The organism is Achromobacter sp. HZ34 (assembly GCF_002209485.1).
GTDB lineage: Bacteria > Pseudomonadota > Gammaproteobacteria > Burkholderiales > Burkholderiaceae_B > Bordetella_C.
Genome location: NZ_NJIX01000008.1, coordinates 193,869 through 212,371, shown reverse-complemented (window position 1 = coordinate 212,371; position 18,503 = coordinate 193,869). Strand labels below are relative to the sequence as shown.

General features: G+C 66.1%; 17 protein-coding genes. 16 read left to right on the top strand and 1 reads right to left on the bottom strand.

Going from position 1 to position 18,503, the window contains the following annotated elements; all coding sequences use genetic code 11:
• Nucleotides 1–23 precede the first annotated feature (23 nt).
• The 12 genes from hisC to cysM all read left to right on the top strand — a co-directional run bounded on the left by hisC (nucleotide 24) and on the right by cysM (nucleotide 12,096).
• Complete coding sequence (gene hisC, locus CEY05_RS26880; protein WP_088600334.1) at nucleotides 24–1,145, top strand: histidinol-phosphate transaminase; 1,122 nt, start codon at nucleotides 24–26, stop codon at nucleotides 1,143–1,145.
• Nucleotides 1,142–2,113, top strand: a complete 972-nt coding sequence (locus CEY05_RS26875) for a prephenate dehydrogenase/arogenate dehydrogenase family protein (protein WP_088600333.1) — start codon at nucleotides 1,142–1,144, stop codon at nucleotides 2,111–2,113. The genes hisC and CEY05_RS26875 overlap by 4 nt, the downstream gene beginning before the upstream one ends.
• Nucleotides 2,110–3,465, top strand: coding sequence for a 3-phosphoshikimate 1-carboxyvinyltransferase (aroA, locus tag CEY05_RS26870; protein ID WP_088600332.1), 1,356 nt, complete (start codon nucleotides 2,110–2,112; stop codon nucleotides 3,463–3,465). The genes CEY05_RS26875 and aroA overlap by 4 nt, the downstream gene beginning before the upstream one ends.
• On the top strand, nucleotides 3,462–4,139 hold the full coding sequence (gene cmk / locus CEY05_RS26865; RefSeq protein ID WP_088600331.1) for a (d)CMP kinase: 678 nt from the start codon (nucleotides 3,462–3,464) through the stop codon (nucleotides 4,137–4,139). Before aroA ends, cmk begins: the two co-directional genes overlap by 4 nt.
• A 173-nt stretch (nucleotides 4,140–4,312) precedes the next feature.
• A complete protein-coding gene (gene rpsA / locus CEY05_RS26860) occupies nucleotides 4,313–6,037 on the top strand; it encodes a 30S ribosomal protein S1 (RefSeq protein ID WP_088600330.1) in 1,725 nt (574 codons plus the stop codon).
• Between the two features lie 6 nt (nucleotides 6,038–6,043).
• Nucleotides 6,044–6,412, top strand: coding sequence for an integration host factor subunit beta (locus tag CEY05_RS26855; RefSeq protein ID WP_088600329.1), 369 nt, complete (start codon nucleotides 6,044–6,046; stop codon nucleotides 6,410–6,412).
• A gap of 251 nt (nucleotides 6,413–6,663) precedes the next feature.
• Complete coding sequence (locus CEY05_RS26850) at nucleotides 6,664–6,984, top strand: lipopolysaccharide assembly LapA domain-containing protein (protein WP_088600328.1); 321 nt, start codon at nucleotides 6,664–6,666, stop codon at nucleotides 6,982–6,984.
• A 15-nt stretch (nucleotides 6,985–6,999) separates the two neighbouring features.
• Nucleotides 7,000–8,238, top strand: a complete 1,239-nt coding sequence (gene lapB / locus CEY05_RS26845) for a lipopolysaccharide assembly protein LapB (protein ID WP_088600327.1) — start codon at nucleotides 7,000–7,002, stop codon at nucleotides 8,236–8,238.
• Nucleotides 8,235–9,173: a D-glycero-beta-D-manno-heptose-7-phosphate kinase gene (rfaE1, locus tag CEY05_RS26840; protein WP_088600326.1), complete on the top strand. Its 939-nt coding sequence runs from the start codon at nucleotides 8,235–8,237 to the stop codon at nucleotides 9,171–9,173. The genes lapB and rfaE1 overlap by 4 nt, the downstream gene beginning before the upstream one ends.
• Nucleotides 9,170–10,177, top strand: a complete 1,008-nt coding sequence (gene rfaD / locus CEY05_RS26835) for an ADP-glyceromanno-heptose 6-epimerase (RefSeq protein WP_088600325.1) — start codon at nucleotides 9,170–9,172, stop codon at nucleotides 10,175–10,177. The genes rfaE1 and rfaD overlap by 4 nt, the downstream gene beginning before the upstream one ends.
• A gap of 151 nt (nucleotides 10,178–10,328) precedes the next feature.
• On the top strand, nucleotides 10,329–10,868 hold the full coding sequence (locus tag CEY05_RS26830; RefSeq protein ID WP_233161722.1) for a DUF655 domain-containing protein: 540 nt from the start codon (nucleotides 10,329–10,331) through the stop codon (nucleotides 10,866–10,868).
• A 313-nt stretch (nucleotides 10,869–11,181) separates the two neighbouring features.
• Entirely contained in the window at nucleotides 11,182–12,096 is a 915-nt protein-coding gene (gene cysM, locus CEY05_RS26825; RefSeq protein ID WP_088600324.1) for a cysteine synthase CysM, read from the top strand.
• 196 nt (nucleotides 12,097–12,292) lie between these two features.
• Here cysM and mltB read toward each other — a convergent pair whose 3' ends face one another.
• Nucleotides 12,293–13,504, bottom strand: a complete 1,212-nt coding sequence (gene mltB, locus CEY05_RS26820; RefSeq protein WP_088600323.1) for a lytic murein transglycosylase B — start codon at nucleotides 13,502–13,504, stop codon at nucleotides 12,293–12,295.
• A 10-nt stretch (nucleotides 13,505–13,514) separates the two neighbouring features.
• Between mltB and CEY05_RS26815 the strand changes: the two genes are divergently transcribed.
• From CEY05_RS26815 to CEY05_RS26800, 4 genes are all read left to right on the top strand, one after another.
• Nucleotides 13,515–14,438 (top strand): histone deacetylase family protein, encoded by a 924-nt coding sequence (locus tag CEY05_RS26815; RefSeq protein WP_198952920.1) that lies wholly within the window; start codon nucleotides 13,515–13,517, stop codon nucleotides 14,436–14,438.
• Nucleotides 14,439–14,635: 197 nt separating this feature from the next.
• Nucleotides 14,636–15,385 (top strand): electron transfer flavoprotein subunit beta/FixA family protein, encoded by a 750-nt coding sequence (locus tag CEY05_RS26810; RefSeq protein WP_088600322.1) that lies wholly within the window; start codon nucleotides 14,636–14,638, stop codon nucleotides 15,383–15,385.
• A gap of 2 nt (nucleotides 15,386–15,387) precedes the next feature.
• Nucleotides 15,388–16,317: an electron transfer flavoprotein subunit alpha/FixB family protein gene (locus tag CEY05_RS26805; RefSeq protein ID WP_088600321.1), complete on the top strand. Its 930-nt coding sequence runs from the start codon at nucleotides 15,388–15,390 to the stop codon at nucleotides 16,315–16,317.
• 235 nt (nucleotides 16,318–16,552) lie between these two features.
• Entirely contained in the window at nucleotides 16,553–18,412 is a 1,860-nt protein-coding gene (locus CEY05_RS26800) for an acyl-CoA dehydrogenase (RefSeq protein ID WP_088600320.1), read from the top strand.
• Nucleotides 18,413–18,503: the final 91 nt, after the last annotated feature.

Sequence of the window (18,503 nt, the reverse complement as noted above, 5' to 3'; positions counted from 1 at the left end):
CGTTCCTCATCCGCAGCAAGTCCATGACGACCGATAACAAAACCTACGACGCTCCCGCGCATGTCACCGCCATCGCTCCCTATCAGGCGGGCAAGCCCATCGAGGAGCTGGCGCGCGAATTCGGGCTGGACCCGGCGCGCATCGTCAAGCTGGCGTCCAACGAGAACCCGTTGGGCATTCCTGAATCGGCCCGCCAGGCCATGCTGGCGATCGTCAACGGCCTGGGCCGTTATCCCGATCCCAACGGCTTCGACCTGAAGTCCGCCCTGTCCAAACGCTACAACCTGCCGCTGGAATGGATCACGCTGGGCAATGGCTCCAACGACATCCTGGAACTGGTGGCGCTGGCCTTGCTGGACGCGGGTACGTCGGCGGTCTATGCACAGCACTCCTTCGCGGTCTACCGCCTGGCGACGCAGGCACGCGGGGCGCGCCACATCGTGGTGCCGGCGGTCGACTATGGCCACGACCTGGACGCCATGCTGGCGGCCATCGAGCCGGACACGCGCGTCGTCTTCATCGCCAACCCCAACAATCCCACCGGCACGTTCCAGCCGGCCGCGCGCGTCGAGGCCTTCCTGGAGCAGGTCCATGCGCGCCATGGCAATCGCGTGGTGGTGGTGCTGGACGAGGCCTATAACGAATACCTGGAGCCGGAGCTGCGCTTCGACAGCACCGCGTGGGTGAAGCGTTTCCCCAACCTGGTGGTGTCGCGCACCTTCTCCAAGGCCTATGGCCTGGCCGGCCTGCGCGTGGGCTTTGCCGCTGCGCAGCCTGGCCTGACTGACATCCTGAACCGCGTGCGCCAACCCTTCAACGTGAACTCGCTGGCGCAGGCCGCCGCGATCGCGGCGCTGGCCGACACCGACTTCCAGCAACGTTCCTACCAGGTCAACAAGGAAGGCAAGGCCCAGCTGTACAAGGCCTTCGACGCGCTCGGCCTGAAGTATGTGCCCAGCTTCGGCAATTTCGTGCTGGTGCACGTGGGCGACGCCCCGCGCATCAACCTGGAACTGCTCAAGCGCGGCGTCATCGTGCGTCCGGTGGCCGGCGACGGCCTGCCGGAATTCCTGCGCGTGAGCATCGGCTTGCCGGAAGAAAACGAAACGTTCGTCGCGGCGCTCAAGCAGATCCTGAAATCATGAGCCAAGCCGCCCGGCCGCCCGTTGGCGAATCCTTCAACAACGTTGCCGGGGCCGCGCCGGGGGTGATCCGGGTGGTCGAGCCCTCGGGCGACGTGCGACCGGCGATTCCGCTATTGGCTGTCGTCGGCGTGGGCCTGATCGGCGGTTCCTATGCGGCGGCCCTGCGCCGTGCCGGCCATGTCGGCCGCGTGCTGGGCGTGGGCCGTAACGCGCAATCGCTGACGCGGGCCTATGAACTGGGCCTGATCGATGACACCGCCACGGCCGCCGAGGCGGCCGCGCAGGCCGACGTCATCATGCTGGCCGCGCCTGTGGGCGCCATGGCCAGGGTGCTGGCGGAAATGCGGCCGCACTTGAAGCCCGGCGTGGTCATCACGGATGCCGGCAGCACCAAGGCCGAAGTCGTGCAGGCCGCGCGCGCCGCGCTGGGGGATCGCATCGCCTGCTTCGTGCCGGGCCATCCCATCGCCGGCGGCGAACGCGTGGGCCCGGAGGCGGCGGACGGCGGCTTGTATGCCGGCCGCAATGTCATCCTGACCCCCTTGCCGGAAAATGCTCCCGCCGACGTCGCCCTGGTGCGTGCCTCGTGGGAAGCCTGCGGCGCCCACGTGCGCGAAATGGACGTGCAGGCGCATGATCGGGTGCTGGGTTCGGTCAGCCATATGCCGCATTTCCTGGCCTCGGTCTATGTGGCGCAGGTGGCGCGCAGCGCCGACGCCGCCGAACGGCTGGCGCTGGCCGGTTCGGGCTTCCGCGATTTCACGCGCATCGCCGCGGGATCGACGGAAATGTGGCGCGATATCTTTCTTTCCAACCGCGAGGCAATGCTGACCGAGCTGGCCGCGCTGCGTGCCGTGCTGGACAGCGCCGAGCAGGCCCTGGAGCAGCGCGACGGCGCCGCCCTGGAGGCGCTGCTGGAAGAGGCCGCGATCTGCCGGCGCGGTTGGCGCTTGGGGAATACGAAATGAGCAGTCTGTCTTATCTGGATCTGCCGCACGCCGAAGACGCACGCGGCGTGGTGGCCATGCCTGGCTCCAAGAGTATTTCGAACCGCGTGCTGCTGCTGGCCGCGCTGGCGCAGGGCGCCACGGAAATCACGGGCCTGCTGGATTCCGACGATACGCGGGTCATGCTGGCGGCGCTGCGCGCGCTGGGCGTGGGCGTGCAGGAACACGGCGAAGGCCGTGTCACGGTGCAGGGCGCCGGGCGTTTCCCGGTGGCGGCGGCCGACCTGTTCCTGGGCAATGCGGGCACCGCCATGCGGCCCTTGACCGCGGCACTGGCCTTGATGGGCGGCGACTACCGCATGTCCGGCGTGCCGCGCATGCACGAGCGTCCCATCGGCGACCTGGTGGGGGCGTTGCGCGAGCTGGGCGCCGAGATCGAATACACCGGGCAGGACGGCTATCCGCCGCTGCGCATCGGCGCGGCCACGTTGCGCGCCGGGCAGGCCGCGCGCATGCCGGGCACCGTGTCCAGCCAGTTCCTGACCGCCTTGCTGCTGGCGGCGCCCATCTTCACCGCCACCACCGGCCAGCCCCTGGTCATCGACATCGTCGGCGACCTGATCTCCAAGCCCTATATCGAGATCACGCTCAACCTGATGGCACGCTACGGCGTGCAGGTCGAACGCACGGGCTGGAGCCGCTTCACGGTGCCGGCCCAGGCGCGCTACATCAGTCCCGGCCGCATCGCGGTCGAGGGCGACGCGTCGTCGGCTTCGTACTTCCTGGCGCTGGGCGCCGTCGGCGGCGGCCCGGTACGGGTCACCGGCGTCGGCCGTGACAGCATCCAGGGCGATATCGCCTTTGCCGATACGCTGGAAAGCATGGGCGTGCGCATCGAGGCGGGCGCGGACTGGATCGAGGCCAGCGGCGTGCATGCGGCCAGCGGCGGCAAGCTGCGCGCTTTCGATGCCGATTTCAACCTGATTCCCGACGCGGCCATGACGGCCGCGGCCCTGGCCCTGTTCGCCGACGGCCCATGCCGGCTGCGCAATATCGGCAGTTGGCGCGTCAAGGAGACCGACCGCATCCACGCCATGCAGACCGAACTGGAAAAGCTGGGCGCCACGGTCGAGTCCGGTCCGGATTGGCTGCGCGTGACGCCGCCGACCCGGGAAGCCTGGCGTGACGCGCACATCGGCACGTGGGATGATCACCGCATGGCCATGAGCATGTCCTTGGCCGCATTCGGGCCGGCCGCCGTGCGCATCCTGGATCCGGGCTGCGTCAGCAAGACCTTCCCGACCTATTTCGACGTCTATGCGGCTCTGGTCAGCGGCGTGGACAGCGCGGAGCAATCCGGGGGGCAACCATGAGCGACATCCTTGCGCCTGTGATCACCATCGACGGTCCGACCGCGTCGGGCAAGGGCACCGTGGCCCACGGCGTGGCGCGCCGGCTGGGCTGGGCGGTGCTGGACAGCGGCGCCCTGTACCGCCTGACCGCGCTGGCCAGCCTGCGGCGCGGCATCGAGGCCACGGATGAGCAGGGCGTGGCGGCGGTGGCCGAAGCGCTGGACGTGCGCTTCGACGGCGGCCACATCTACCTGGAAGGCCACGAGGCCGGCAACGACATCCGCCAGGAGAAGGTCGGCAACTTCGCTTCCCAGGTGGCCGCCTTCGGTTCGGTGCGCCAAGCGCTGCTCGAGCGCCAGCGCGCCTTTCGGCGGCCGCCCGGCCTGGTGGCCGACGGCCGCGATATGGGGACAGTTGTGTTCCCCGATGCCGGCCTCAAGGTGTTCCTGGTGGCCGACGTCAACGCCCGCGCGGAAAGGCGGCGTAAGCAGTTGATGGAAAAGGGTATTTCTGCTAAATTGCAAGACCTGTTGCGTGATATGCGAGAGCGTGACGCGCGCGATACCCAGCGAGCCGTGGCGCCTTTGGCCGCGGCGGCCGATGCCCACACACTGGATTCGTCCAGGATGACCGCGCAGGAAACCGTGCAGGCCATTCTGGACCTCTGGCGGGCCAAGGCTCCGGCACGGTCCTGATCGTTGCCGTGATTTCCGCCGGGCTGCTTTACTGATTTGCTGTACATCGTAGTACCCGTACCGTCCGCGGCGTACCACCGGCAATGGCCGGCCGCCAAGGATGGAATTGTTCAACTCCGCTGTCTCGGATTTTGCGGGGTGGCGTGTTCTCAACCTGGCCCAATCCCGGGCCTATGGACCTAACCTTAATGTCTTCTCTTCCCAACACCTCCGGCGGCGAAAGCTTTGCCGACCTGTTCGCTCAAAGCCTCCAGAACCAGGACATGAAGTCCGGTGAGGTCATCAGCGCGGAAGTCGTTCGCATCGACCACAATTTCGTCGTCGTCAACGCCGGCCTGAAGTCCGAAGCGCTGATCCCCCTGGAAGAGTTCCTGAACGACCAGGGCGAACTCGAAGTGCAACCGGGCGACTACGTCTCGGTGGCCATCGACTCGCTCGAAAACGGCTACGGCGACACCATCCTGTCGCGTGACCGCGCCAAGCGCCTGTCGGCCTGGCTGCAACTGGAACAAGCCCTCGAAAACGGCGAACTGGTTACCGGCACCATCACCGGCAAGGTGAAGGGCGGCCTGACGGTCATGACCAACGGCATCCGCGCGTTCCTGCCCGGCTCGCTGGTCGACCTGCGTCCCGTCAAGGACACCACGCCGTACGAAGGCAAGACCCTGGAATTCAAGGTCATCAAGCTCGATCGCAAGCGCAACAACGTTGTGTTGTCGCGTCGTCAAGTGCTGGAAGCCAGCATGGGCGAAGAGCGTCAAAAGCTGCTCGAAACCCTGCACGAAGGTGCCGTGGTCAAGGGCGTGGTCAAGAACATCACCGACTACGGCGCGTTCGTCGACCTGGGCGGCATCGATGGTCTGCTGCACATCACCGACATGGCCTGGCGCCGTGTGCGTCACCCCTCCGAAGTCCTGCAAGTGGGTCAGGAAGTCGAAGCCAAGGTCCTCAAGTTCGACCAGGAAAAGAGCCGCGTCTCGCTGGGCGTCAAGCAGCTGGGCGAAGATCCGTGGGTGGGCCTGGCCCGTCGTTACCCGCAAGGCACCCGCCTGTTCGGCAAGGTTACCAACCTGACCGACTACGGCGCGTTCGTCGAAGTGGAAGCCGGCATCGAAGGCCTGGTGCACGTTTCGGAAATGGACTGGACCAACAAGAACGTCGATCCGCGCAAGGTTGTCACCCTGGGCGAAGAAGTCGAAGTCATGGTCCTGGAAATCGACGAAGACCGTCGCCGTATCTCCCTGGGCATGAAGCAGTGCCGCCAGAATCCGTGGGAAGAGTTCGCCACGAACTTCAAGCGCGGTGACAAGGTTTCGGGCGCGATCAAGTCGATCACCGACTTCGGCGTGTTCGTCGGCCTGCCCGGCGGCATCGATGGCCTGGTTCACCTGTCCGACCTGTCGTGGACGGAAACCGGCGAAGAAGCCGTGCGCAACTTCAAGAAGGGCGACGAGATCGAAGCCGTGGTTCTGGGCATCGATACCGACAAGGAACGCATCTCGCTGGGCATCAAGCAGCTGGAAGGCGACCCCTTCAACAACTTCGTTGCCACCTACGACAAGGGCGCCGTGGTTCCGGGTACCGTCAAGTCGGTCGAAGCCAAGGGCGCTGTGGTGACCCTGTCGGTGGACGTCGAAGGCTACCTGCGTGCTTCGGAAATGTCCGCTGGCCGTGTGGAAGATGCGACGACCGTGATGAACGCCGGCGACAACATCGACGCCATGATCATCAACATCGACCGCAAGACGCGTTCGATCCAGTTGTCGATCAAGGCTCGTGACAACGCTGAAACCGCCGATACCCTGCAGCGCATGTCGGATGCCAGCGCTTCGTCGGGCACCACCAACCTGGGTGCTCTGCTGAAGGCCAAGCTGGACCAACAGCGCAACGACGGTTAATGCCACGTGACCAAGTCGGAGCTGATCACCGCCTTGGCGGCTCGATATCCGCAGTTGGCCGGGCGTGACATCGTCTACGCTGTCAAGACCATGCTGGATGCGATGGCCCAGGCTTTAGCCTCGGGCCAGCGCATCGAGATTCGCGGTTTCGGCAGTTTCTCGTTGTCGCAGCGGTCGCCGCGTGTGGGCCGTAATCCGAAGTCCGGCGAACAAGTGCTGGTGCCTGGCAAACAGGTGCCTCACTTCAAGGCGGGCAAGGAATTGCGCGAGCGCGTCGATCTGGTGGCCGACCCCGCGGCGTCGGACGGCAAGTCTTCCCTGGAAGGCTCGTCCGATTCAGTACCGTCGGCCCTGGACCTGCACGCCATGCATTAAGCAGGTGGCGTAGCCAAACGGGTGGTCCTCCCCCGTCTTGTCGTCTCAAAGAAGAAGACCTCGGTTTCGACCGAGGTCTTTTTTTTTCTTTACGGTGTGTTTGCCGTGCCTTTGCGGTGTTGCGCCCCGGTCCGTGACTTGCGGCCGCGCCTGGCGCAAGCGCGTCGGACCGGGGCGGCCGGCCGCCAAGCCCCCCGACTTTTGCGCTTCGCTTACAATCATCGGTTCCGCTGTTTGCTGGAGCATGCGCCATGCGCTACCTGATCTGGGCCCTGAGATTGATTGTGTTTGTCGTGGTGCTGATGTTCGCACTGAAGAACACCAATCCGGTCGCCGTCAATTTCTACAACGACTTCGTCGTGCAGGACGTGCCACTGATCGTGGTCATGTTGATTACGTTCGTCGTCGGCGCCCTGTTCGGCCTGCTGCTGACGGTGCCCGCGTCGATGCGCCGCCGCCGTGAAGCGCAACGCCTGCGCCGTGAACTGGATCGCATCCAGACGGCTGTCAATGGCCAGCAGGTGCCGGCCCAGGTGGCGCCGGAAACCATCGCGCCCATGTCGCCGCTTTGATCGAGAGCGCGCAACGTGGATTTTGAACCCTGGTGGTTGATTTTCGTCCCGGTCCTTTTTGCCCTGGGCTGGCTGGCGGCGCGGTTCGATATCCGGCAGATGCTGTCGGAAACCCGGGTCCTGCCTGACTCCTATTTTCGTGGCTTGAACTTCCTGCTCAATGAAGAGCCGGATCGCGCCATCGACGCCTTCGTCGAGGTGGCCAAGCTCGACCCTGAAACCACCGAGCTGCACTTTGCCCTGGGCAGCCTGTTCCGCCGCCGCGGCGAGATGGAGCGGGCCATCCGGGTGCACCAGAGCCTGTTGAATCGGGCCGATCTGCCCACGGCGGAACGGGAGCACGCCCAGCACGAGCTGGCCCAGGATTTCCTGAAGGCGGGCATGCTGGATCGCGCCGAGGCGGGCTTCAAGGCCCTGGGCGATAGCCGTTACGCCCTGGACGCCTTGCGGTCGCTGATCCGCATCTATGAATCCGAACACGACTGGCCACGCGCCATCGAAGCGGTGAAGACCCTGCGCGGCCTGGTCGACGAGCCGGTGCCGCAGCTGGTGCATTACCACTGCGAGCAGGCGCAGCATGCGCTGGCACAGAAGCCGCCCAATACCGACGCCGTGCTGGTGGCGCTGGATGCGGCCGATCATGCAGCCAATGTGTCTTCCAGGAACCACGTGGCCAGCAAGGCCTCGCGCGTGCGCATCGCCATGTTGCGGGCGGCCCTGGCGCGGCTGGAAGGCAATACCGAGCTGGAACGCATGCATCTGGAATCCGTGCTCACCGATGAGCCGGAATTCGCCGGCCTGGTGGCCGAGGCGCTGCTGGAAAGCTACCGCGCGGCGGGCGAGTCGGCGCAGGTGCTGGATTTGCTGCAAAAGCAGTACACCAAGCATCCTTCGCTGGACCTCTTCAATATCGTGTTCCGCGAGCTGCGCGCGCAGCAGGGCTCGGACACCGCCTGGGCCTTCGCCCGCAGCGCCCTGCGCCTGCACCCGTCGCTGCTGGGCCTGGATCGCCTGCTGGAGGCCGAGCTGTCCGCCACGGGCGCGGAAGCCGATGGCAACCCCGGCGCCAGCCCCAGCCCGGTCCCGGGTGCCGACCTGACGCTGCTGCGCAGCCTGATCCACAAGCACACCCAGCGCCTGGACCGTTATGCCTGCCGCAATTGCGGATTCCAGGCGCGCCGCTACTATTGGCAATGTCCCGGCTGCAATGCCTGGGAGACTTATTCGCCGCGCCGGCTGGAAGAACTGGAATGAGCACTTTCCCCGTGGACGCCATCGCCGCCTGCCGCATTCTGGTGATCGGCGATGTGATGCTGGACCGCTATTGGTTCGGTGAAGTCGAGCGTATTTCGCCGGAAGCGCCGGTGCCCGTGGTGCGCGTGGCGCGCCGCGAAGACCGCCTGGGCGGGGCCGCCAACGTGGCGCGCAATATCGTGGCGCTGGGCGCGCAGGCGACCCTGGTGGGCATCGTCGGCAGCGACGAGGCGGGCCAGTGCATCCAGCGGCTGGCGGGCGAGGCGGGCATCGAGGCTGCGCTGGTGGCCGATGCGGGCCTGCCGACCACGCTGAAGATGCGCGTGCTGGGCCGCCAGCAACAGCTGCTGCGCGTGGATTTCGAGGAACATCCGGGCGCTGCCGCGCTGGACGGCATCGATGCCGAGGTAGCCAGCCATCTGGCGGGGCATGACGTGGTGGTGCTGTCGGACTATGCCAAGGGTACGTTGACGCGAGTCGAAAGCCTGATCGCCGCCGCGCGCGCCGCCGGTGTCCCGGTGCTGGTGGATCCCAAGGGCGATAACTACACCCCTTATCACGGCGCCACCTTGGTGACGCCCAACCGTTCGGAAATGCAGCAAGCGGTGGGGCGCTGGCAGTCGGAGGCGGACCTGGACGAGCGCGCCCAGCGACTGCGCGGCCAACTGCAACTGGAAGCGCTGCTGGTGACGCGGTCCGAGCAGGGCATGACCTTGTTTACCGGTAGCGGCCGCGAGCATGTGGATGCGCAGGCGCATGAGGTGTTCGATGTGTCGGGCGCGGGCGATACCGTGCTGGCCACGCTGGCGGTCACGCGCGCGGTGGGCATGGACTGGCCCGATGCCATGCGCTGGGCCAACCGCGCTGGCGGCATCGTGGTGGGCAAGCTGGGCACGTCCACCGTCAGTGCGCAGGAATTGGGAGAATTATCATGATCGTAGTGACTGGCGCGGCCGGCTTCATCGGCAGCAATCTGGTGCGGGGGCTGAACCGCCGCGGCATCCGCGACATCATCGCGGTGGACGACCTGCTCGAAGGCGACAAGTTCGCCAACCTGGTCGATTGCCAGATCGCCGACTATCTGGACAAGGATGAATTCCGTGGCCGCGTGAAGGACGGCAGCCTGCCGGAATTGCGCGCGATACTGCATCAGGGCGCCTGCTCGGACACCACCGAGCGCAATGGCCGCTACATGATGGACAACAACTATCGCGTGACCCGCGAACTGTTCGAGTACTGCCAGACGCAGTGCGTGCCTTTTCTGTACGCGTCGTCCGCGGCGACCTATGGTTCGCCGACGGCGTATGTCGAGGATCCGGCCAATGAAGCGCCGTTGAACGTCTATGGCTATTCCAAGTTGCTGTTCGACCAGGTGCTGCGCACGCGTATGCATGCGTTGACGGCGCAGGCGGTGGGCTTGCGTTATTTCAACGTGTATGGCCCGCATGAGCAGCACAAGGGGCGCATGGCGTCGGTGGCTTTCCACAACATGAACCAGTTCCTGGCCGAAGGGCATGTGCGCCTGTTCGAAGGCTGGGATGGTTACGAGAATGGCGGGCAGAGCCGGGACTTCATCTCGGTCGAGGACGTGGTGGCGGTGAATCTGCACTTCCTGGACAACCCGGGCAAGTCGGGCATCTTCAACTGCGGCACGGGCCGGGCCCAGCCTTTCAACGATGTCGCGGCGGCGGTGGTGAATACGCTGCTGGCCGAGCAGGGGCATGCGCCTCAGCCTTTGGAAGCGCTGGTGGCGCAGGGCTTGATCCGCTATATCCCGTTTCCCGAGGATTTGAAGGGGCGCTACCAGAGCTTCACGCAGGCGGATACGGAGCGCCTGGTCGACGCGGGCTTCACGCAGCCGATGCGCGACGTGCAGACGGGCGTGGCGGAGTATGTGCGCTACTGGCGCGAGCGCGGCGGCAAGGGCAAGGCCGCGTAGTCTTCCGCATGGATGTTTTGCTGACTGGCGGCCTTGCGGCGCGCCCGGCCGGCGCAAGATGGATGGCGGCGTACTCGATGGGTACGCCGCCATTTTTTTCCACCTTGCGGGCAGTATCCGGTGCCGTCCGGGGCTTGCCCAGGAGATTGTCATGAATCCTTTCCTGCATAACCCTGTTGCCCTCGCGCCTGCTGGCGCGTCCGTTCGTGCCCCGGCAGTCGGTGCTTCGCTGGATCGCGCCCTGGCGCGTGACGCCGCTGCCGGCCGGGGGGCGGGCCGGCGCTGGGGGCGCCGTCTTGGCATGCTGGCGCTGGCGGCGGGCATGTCGCTGACGGCGGCGTCGGCGGCGGCGATGGACGTCAATGCCGCGACCGCGGAGCAGCTGCAGTCCTTGCGCGGGGTGGGGCCGAAGACGGCCGCCATCATCATTCACGAGCGGCAGCGCGGCGGGAATTTCCAGTCCATGGAAGACCTGTCCGACCGCGTGCGCGGGATCGGCGCGAAGAAGGCACGCGCCCTGCAGGAGGCGGGCCTGAGCATCGGCCCGGGGACCGGGGCAGGCGCGGGACCTGGCGCCCCCGCCGCGGGCAGGCCCGGCGCGCCCGCCGGCGCTCAGCCCGGCGTGGATCCGGCCAGGCCCGCCGCCCGTCCGGGACGGCAAGGATCGCGCCGCGGCAGCAGCCGGCCCTGAGCGCACGCAGCGCCGGCGCAGGTCCCACTACCGCGGGTATGCCTGGCGCGCTTACGGGCGTTCAGTCCGGCGCCGCCGACACCGATGTCCCCCCTTCAGACGCAACGCGGCCCGTCCGGCCGCGACCACGATCCGTCCGGATACGACGCAGCCCGTCCCGTCATGACGCGGGCGGGCCGGACCAGCGCGATCGGTTAGACGTCGCAGGATTTGCTTGCAAATGGCCATCGCCGGGACGGCCGGAGGGGGCGGTATCCCTGGCGATGGTGCGGCCATGTCTTGCGGCATTGCCGGGGGAAGGTATATTTCCAACATGAACTCCGCTACCTATCCCACTATCGAGCAGACCGTCGGCAACACGCCGCTGGTCCGTCTGCAACGCATTCCGGGCGCCGACAACGACGCGCGGGGCAATGTCATCCTGGCCAAGCTGGAAGGCAACAACCCCGCCGGCTCCGTCAAGGACCGGCCGGCCTTGTCCATGATCAGCCACGCCGAGGCGCGTGGCGAGATCCAGCCCGGCGATACCTTGATCGAAGCCACCAGCGGCAATACGGGCATCGCCCTGGCCATGGTGGCGGCGATGCGTGGCTACCGCATGATCCTGATCATGCCCGACAACCTGTCGGTGGAACGCCGCGCCGCGATGGCTGCCTACGGTGCCCAATTGATCCTGACGCCGGCCGACAAGGGCGGCATGGAGTACGCCCGCGACCTGGCGCTGGCAATGCAAAGCGAGGGCAAGGGCAAGGTGCTGGACCAGTTCGCCAATCCCGATAATCCGCGTGCGCATATCGAAGGCACCGGGCCGGAATTGTGGACGCAGACGGGGGGGCGGATCACGCACTTCGTCAGTGCCATGGGCACCACCGGGACCATCATGGGGGTGTCGACCTATCTGAAGTCGAAGAATGCCGGGATCCAGGTGATCGGCGCGCAGCCGGCCGAAGGGTCGCAGATTCCGGGGATACGCAAATGGCCGGAAGCCTATCTACCGGCCATCTTCGACCGCAGCCGTGTCGATGGCTACGAGTCGATCGTGCAGGCCGATGCCGAAAACATGGCGCGCCGGTTGGCGGCGGAAGAGGGCATCTTCGGCGGCATCTCCTCGGCCGGCGCCCTGGTCGCCGCCATGAACGTATCCGCCCGCGTGGAAAACGCCACGATCGTGTTCATCGTCTGTGACCGTGGCGACCGGTACTTGTCGACGGGCGTGTTCAACGGTTGAAGGATTCTTTAGCGTTTGCCCAGGGCCGGGGTTTCCGGCGCAGAGCATGGGCATCCTGCGGGGCGGTTTGCGATTCAAAGCGTCGGGGTTTTGCCCCCAGAAAATATGAAAATCCCTTCAGGGATTTTCATATTGGAAACGCTTGGCGCTTACCCGGATCTGGCGGCACGTCCAGGAAATCTCCTGAAAAAATCATCTATCGTCCAGCCACCAGATTCATTCGCTGCCGCACGGCTTCGGCCAGGTCCGCCACCGACGTGGCATAGAAATAGCTGTGGTTGTATTGGGTCAAGGCGAAGAAATTGACCGTCGCGGTCCGGTACTCCGCAGTGCCCGCGGATTCCTCCGGCAGGTCGACCACCCCCAGCGGCCCCTGCTGCCACGTAGTGCCATACCCCGCCTGCGCCGTCACCGGCCGCACCGTCGCCCCGGCGGCCTGCAAGGTCGGCCAGTCGCGCTGCGGCTTCAACCCGCCGTCGACCAGGATGGAAGGATCGGCCGGCAGGGTCACCGGTGCGAATACCGGCAATCCCCGCTGCCAGCCATGCTCCATGAGGAAATTGCCGACCGACAGAATCGCATCATTGGCACTGTTGGCCAGATCGATATGCCCCGTGCCGTCGCCATCGATGGCATAGCGCATGACACTCCCCGGCATGAATTGCGGCATGCCGATGGCCCCCGCATAGGACCCGCGTGTCTGCAGATCCAGTTTCCCTTGCATCACCAGGGTCAGGAAATCGCTCAGCTGATCGCGGAACATCTGCGCCCGCTCGGGCTTGGAGGGGTCCGGATAATCGAAGGCCAGCGTCGACAGGGAATCCAGCACCCGGAAGCTGCCCATATTGCGGCCATAGCGGGTTTCCACCCCGATGATGGCAACGATCACCGACGCTGGCACGCCAAAGCGCTGCGCCGCGCGGTCCAGCGTATCCTGGTTTTCCTGCCAGAACGTGGCGCCCCAGCCTATGGTCTTGGGCTCGACCACGCGCGACCGATAGGTGATCCAGCTGCGCGATATCTTCTTGCCGGGCGGCGGCGCGATCAGGCGCGCCACGGTTTCGCTATAGCGGGCGCCGGACAGCGCGCTGACCACGGCATCGACCCGCAGGTTGCGGTCGGCGGCCAACTGCCGCGCATAGGCCTGGACTTCCGGCCGCAGCTGGCCGGTCGGGGACAGCACCGCCGAGGGCTCATCGCCAGGCTCGCTATCCATGCTGGCCAAGGCTCCCTGAGCCGGCGGCGGCCCGATACGGATCCGGGCCACTTCGCCATCAGCGGCGGCCGCTGATGTGTTACTTGGCACCCCCGTGGCCACTTCCGGGCCGGCTTTCGGTGGGGTGCTGGCGCAACCCGCCAAGGCGGTCGTCGCCAAGGCGATTTGCAGGAATCGTCGACTGGTGAACATAATCTTCCCTATGGAGACCCTGTATCTTACTCACCCCTCATGCCGCCTGCATGAAATGGGGGATTGGCATCCCGAGAGCCCGCAGAGGCTGGACGCCATCAACGACCAGCTGCTGTCCAGCGGGATCATGTCCTATCTGGCGCAAGCGGAGGCTGCGCCGGCCCCGGACGAAGCCCTTCTGCGTGCGCATTCCGCCGAATACCTGGCAAGCCTGCGCCGCCATCTGCCCACCTCGGGTCACTACATGGTTGACCCGGACACGCTGATGAACCCGCACACGCTGGAGGCCGCGTTGCACGCCGCCGGCGCGGGTATCCAGGCGGTGGACGCGGTGATGGCGGGCCAGGCCCAGACGGCGTTCTGCGCCGTGCGGCCGCCCGGCCACCATGCCTGCCGCGACCGCGCCATGGGGTTCTGCTTCCTGAACAACATCGCGATCGCGGCGCTGCATGCCCTGTCGCACCACGGCCTGTCACGGGTGGCCATCATCGATTTCGATGTGCATCACGGCAATGGCACCGAGGACATCCTGGCGGGCGACGAACGGGTGCTCATGTGCAGCTTTTTCCAGCACCCGTTCTTCCCCAACTGCGGCACCCATGATCCGGCACCGAATATGTTGAACGAGCCGGTGCCGGCCTATAGCGACGGCACGCTGGTGCGCAAACTGGTGGCCGAACACTGGCTGCCGCGCCTGGAGGCGCACCGCCCCGAGTTGATCCTGGTATCGGCCGGCTTCGACGCCCACCGCGAGGACGACCTGGGGCAGATGGGCCTGGTGGAGGCGGATTACGCCTGGATCACCGAGCGCCTGGTGGAAGTGGCCGCGCGCCATGCCGGCCACCGTATCGTCAGCATGCTGGAGGGCGGCTACGACCTGTCCGCCCTGGGCCGCAGCGTAGTGGCGCATATCCGCGCACTAGGCGGCCTGTGAAGTCTCCCCTGGGCGTCGCCCCGGTAGTCCGCTGTATGGTCAACTGCCCGGCGCCTGGGCGCGACGGGCGTCAACAGGCTGTAGAATCGGGTAGCTTGTCGGTCTGCGCGGCGCCTCGTTGCTGCCTGCGCACACTCCGCCGCTACGAATAATTGTTTCGCCAATATAAAGGCAAATCACCCTCTGGAGGCTGCTGGATGAAGGTCCTGGTACCTGTAAAACGCGTCGTTGATTACAACGTCAAAGTGCGCGTGAAGTCGGATCAAACCGGCGTGGACATCGCCAACGTGAAGATGTCGATGAACCCGTTCGACGAAATCGCGGTGGAAGAAGCCACGCGCCTGAAGGAGAAGGGCACGGCGACGGAAGTGATCGCCGTTTCCGCTGGCGTGCAGCAAAGCCAGGAAACCTTGCGCACCGCCATGGCCATCGGTGCCGATCGCGGCATCCTGGTGCAGACCGACGCCGAACTGCAGCCGCTGGCCGTGGCCAAGCTGCTCAAGGCCGTGGTCGACAAGGAACAGCCGCAGCTGGTCATCCTGGGCAAGCAGGCCATCGATGACGACGCCAACCAGACCGGCCAGATGCTGGCCGCGCTGCTGGACTGGCCGCAGGCTACCTACGCCAGCAAGGTCGAAGTCGCCGGCGACAAGGTCACGGTGACGCGCGAAGTGGACGGCGGCCTGGAAACGCTGACACTGAAGCTGCCGGCCATCGTCACCACCGACTTGCGCCTGAACGAGCCGCGTTATGTCACGCTGCCCAACATCATGAAGGCCAAGAAGAAGCCGCTGGACACCGTCACGCCGCAAGACCTGGGCGTGGACCCCGCGCCGCGCCTGAAGACCCTGAAGGTCTCCGAGCCGCCCGCGCGCAAGGCCGGCATCAAGGTGCCCGACGTGGCCACGCTGGTGGACAAACTGAAGAACGAAGCGAAGGTGGTCTGAAGATGACGACTCTGGTTATTGCCGAACACGACAACGCCCAGCTCAAGGGCGCGACCCTGAACACCATCGCCGCCGCCGCCAAGATCGGTGGCGACGTGCACGTGCTGGTGGCCGGTAGCAATGCCCGCGCCGTGGCCGACCAGGCCGCGCAGGCCGCCGGCGTGTCCAAGGTGCTGCTGGCCGACGCGCCGCAACTGGCCGAAGGCCTGGCTGAAAACCTGGCGGCGCAAGTGCTGGCCATCGCAAAAGACTATAGCCACATCCTCTTCCCGGCCACCGCGTCGGGCAAGAACGTGGCCCCGCGCGTGGCCGCCAAGCTGGATGTGGCGCAGATCTCCGACATCACCGCGGTGGAGTCGGCCGACACCTTCCAGCGTCCCATCTATGCGGGCAACGCCATCGCCACGGTGCAGTCGGCCGATGCGGTGAAGGTCATCACGGTGCGTACCACCGGCTTTGACGCGGTTGCCGCGCAAGGCGGGTCGGCGGCGGTGGAAAACCTGACGGCCGTGGCCGACAGCGGCCTGTCGACCTTCGTCAGCCGCGAAGTCGCCAAGAGCGATCGTCCGGAACTGGCCGGCGCGCGCGTGGTGGTGTCGGGCGGCCGCGGCCTGGGCAGCGCCGAAAACTTCAAGATCCTGGATCCGCTGGCCGACAAGCTGGGCGCCGCCCTGGGCGCATCGCGTGCCGCCGTCGACGCGGGCTATGCGCCGAACGACTGGCAGGTGGGCCAGACCGGCAAGATCGTCGCGCCGCAGCTGTATGTGGCCGTGGGGATCTCGGGCGCCATCCAGCATCTGGCCGGCATGAAGGATTCCAAGGTCATCGTCGCCATCAACAAGGACGCCGAGGCGCCGATCTTCGGCGTGGCGGATTACGGCCTGGTGGGTGATCTGTTCGAATTGGTACCGCAGTTGGCCAGCGCACTCTAGACCCGCGCGCCGCCAGCGGCAAAAAAGCCTCGGCCTTGTGGTCGAGGTTTTTTTTTTGCACCGGATCGGCCCTGGGCAAAAAGCGCACCCATCTCGAACCGGTCTTTTTTGTGGCGTAGACTGACGCCTGGGCAATCAACATCAGAGCGCAACGGCCATATCCTGGCCCAGGCGCCAGGCAGCCGCTCAGTGGCCATCAGGCTGACCATCAGGCAGCAGCCGTTTCGGAGACGACATGACGTACACCGTACCGCTCGCGGACATCCGCTTCGTTCTCAAGGCGTTGGCTGGCCTGGACGACGTCCTGGCCCAACCTGGCTTCGAGGACATCTCCCCCGATCTGGTCGATGCCATCCTGGACGAGAACGCGCGCTTCGTCGAAGGCGTGGTGGCGCCCTTGAACCAGCCTGGCGACGTCCACCCGCCCACCTGGCGCGATGGCGCGGTGACCACGTCGCCCGCGCATGTGCAGGCCTTCCAGTCCTACGCGTCCGGCGGCTGGCAAGGCTTGCAGCATCCGGTGCAGTGGGGCGGGCAGGGCTTGCCCAAGGTGGTGGCGGCCTGCGCCAATGAAAACATCAACGCGGCCAGCCTGGCATTTTCCTTATGCCCCCTGTTGACCGACGGCGTGATCGAGGCTTTGCTCACCGTCGGTGACGAGCGCTTGCGCCAGACCTATGTTCCCAACCTGGTCTCGGGCAAGTGGACCGGTACGATGAACCTGACCGAGCCGCAGGCGGGTTCGGACCTGGCGCTGGTACGCACCCGCGCGGTGCTCCAGCAGGATGGCCCGTATCCCGGCAGTTATCGCTTGAGCGGCCAGAAGATCTTCATCACGTACGGCGAGCACGACCTGGCGGAAAACATCATTCACCTGGTGTTGGCGCGTACGCCGGATGCACCGGCCGGGGTGAAGGGGATCTCGCTGTTCGTGGTGCCGAAATTCCTGGTGGCGGAAGACGGCAGCCTGGGCCCGCGCAACGACGTCTGGTGCGCGTCGCTCGAACACAAGCTGGGCATACACGCCAGTCCGACGGCCGTGCTGTTGTACGGTTCGGGCAAAGGCGATGTGGGCGACGACGGCGCGGTCGGCTATCTGGTGGGCGAGGAAAACCGCGGGCTGGAGTACATGTTCATCATGATGAACGCCGCCCGTTATGCGGTGGGCCAGCAGGGCATCGCCGTGTCGGAACGCGCCTACCAGCAGGCACTGGCTTACGCGCGTGAACGGGTGCAGGGCCGCGCCATCGAAGGCTCGGCCGGCCCGGTTACCATCGCGCACCATCCCGACGTGCAGCGCATGCTGTTGACGATGCGGGCGCTGACCGAGGCAACGCGCGCGGTGTCCTACGTGGCGGCATCGGCGCGTGACCTGGCCACCCACCATCCCGATGCGCAGATCCGCGCGCGTAACCAGTCCTTCTACGAATTCCTGGTGCCGGTGGTCAAGGGCTTCTCCACCGAATGCGCGGTGGAGGTGGCGTCGCTGGGCGTGCAGGTGCACGGCGGCATGGGCTACATCGAGGAGACCGGCGCGGCACAGCATTACCGCGACGCCCGCATCCTGCCGATCTACGAGGGCACGACCGCCATCCAGGCCAATGACCTGATCGGCCGCAAGCTGCTGCGCGATGGCGGTGCCACTGCCCTGACCCTGCTGGAGGCCATGGGCCTGACCGCCGCCGAACTGGACGCCGAGGCGGCCGCGGCGCAAGAGGCCAGGCAGGAAGCGGATGCCGCCGCCATCGGCCTGCTGCGCGATAACTTGCGGCGCGCGATGCATGCCCAGGGCGAAGCCTTGGCGTTCATGCGGGCGCAGGCAGGCGGCAATCTGCGCGCGGTCTTCGCCGGCAGCGTGCCCTTCCTGATGCTGACCGGCGTGCTGCATGGCGGCTGGCAGATGGCACGCGCGGTGCTCGCCTGCCGCAAGATGCTGAAGGACGGGCAGGGTGGCGATACCACCTTCTTGCAAGCCAAGCAGGCGACGGCATTTTTCTACGGCGCGCACATCCTGCCGCGTGCGGGGGCACTGGGCGCGGCGGTGCGCGCGGGGGAGATCGTCGATATCTGGGCCGCGCGCGCGAATATTACTTAAAGTTATGTAGCCCCGTACTTTTTCTTGGTTTACCGGCTTGGTGAAATGATGAAGAATTCCCGCCATGCGGGCAGGGCCGGGGCCTCCGCTT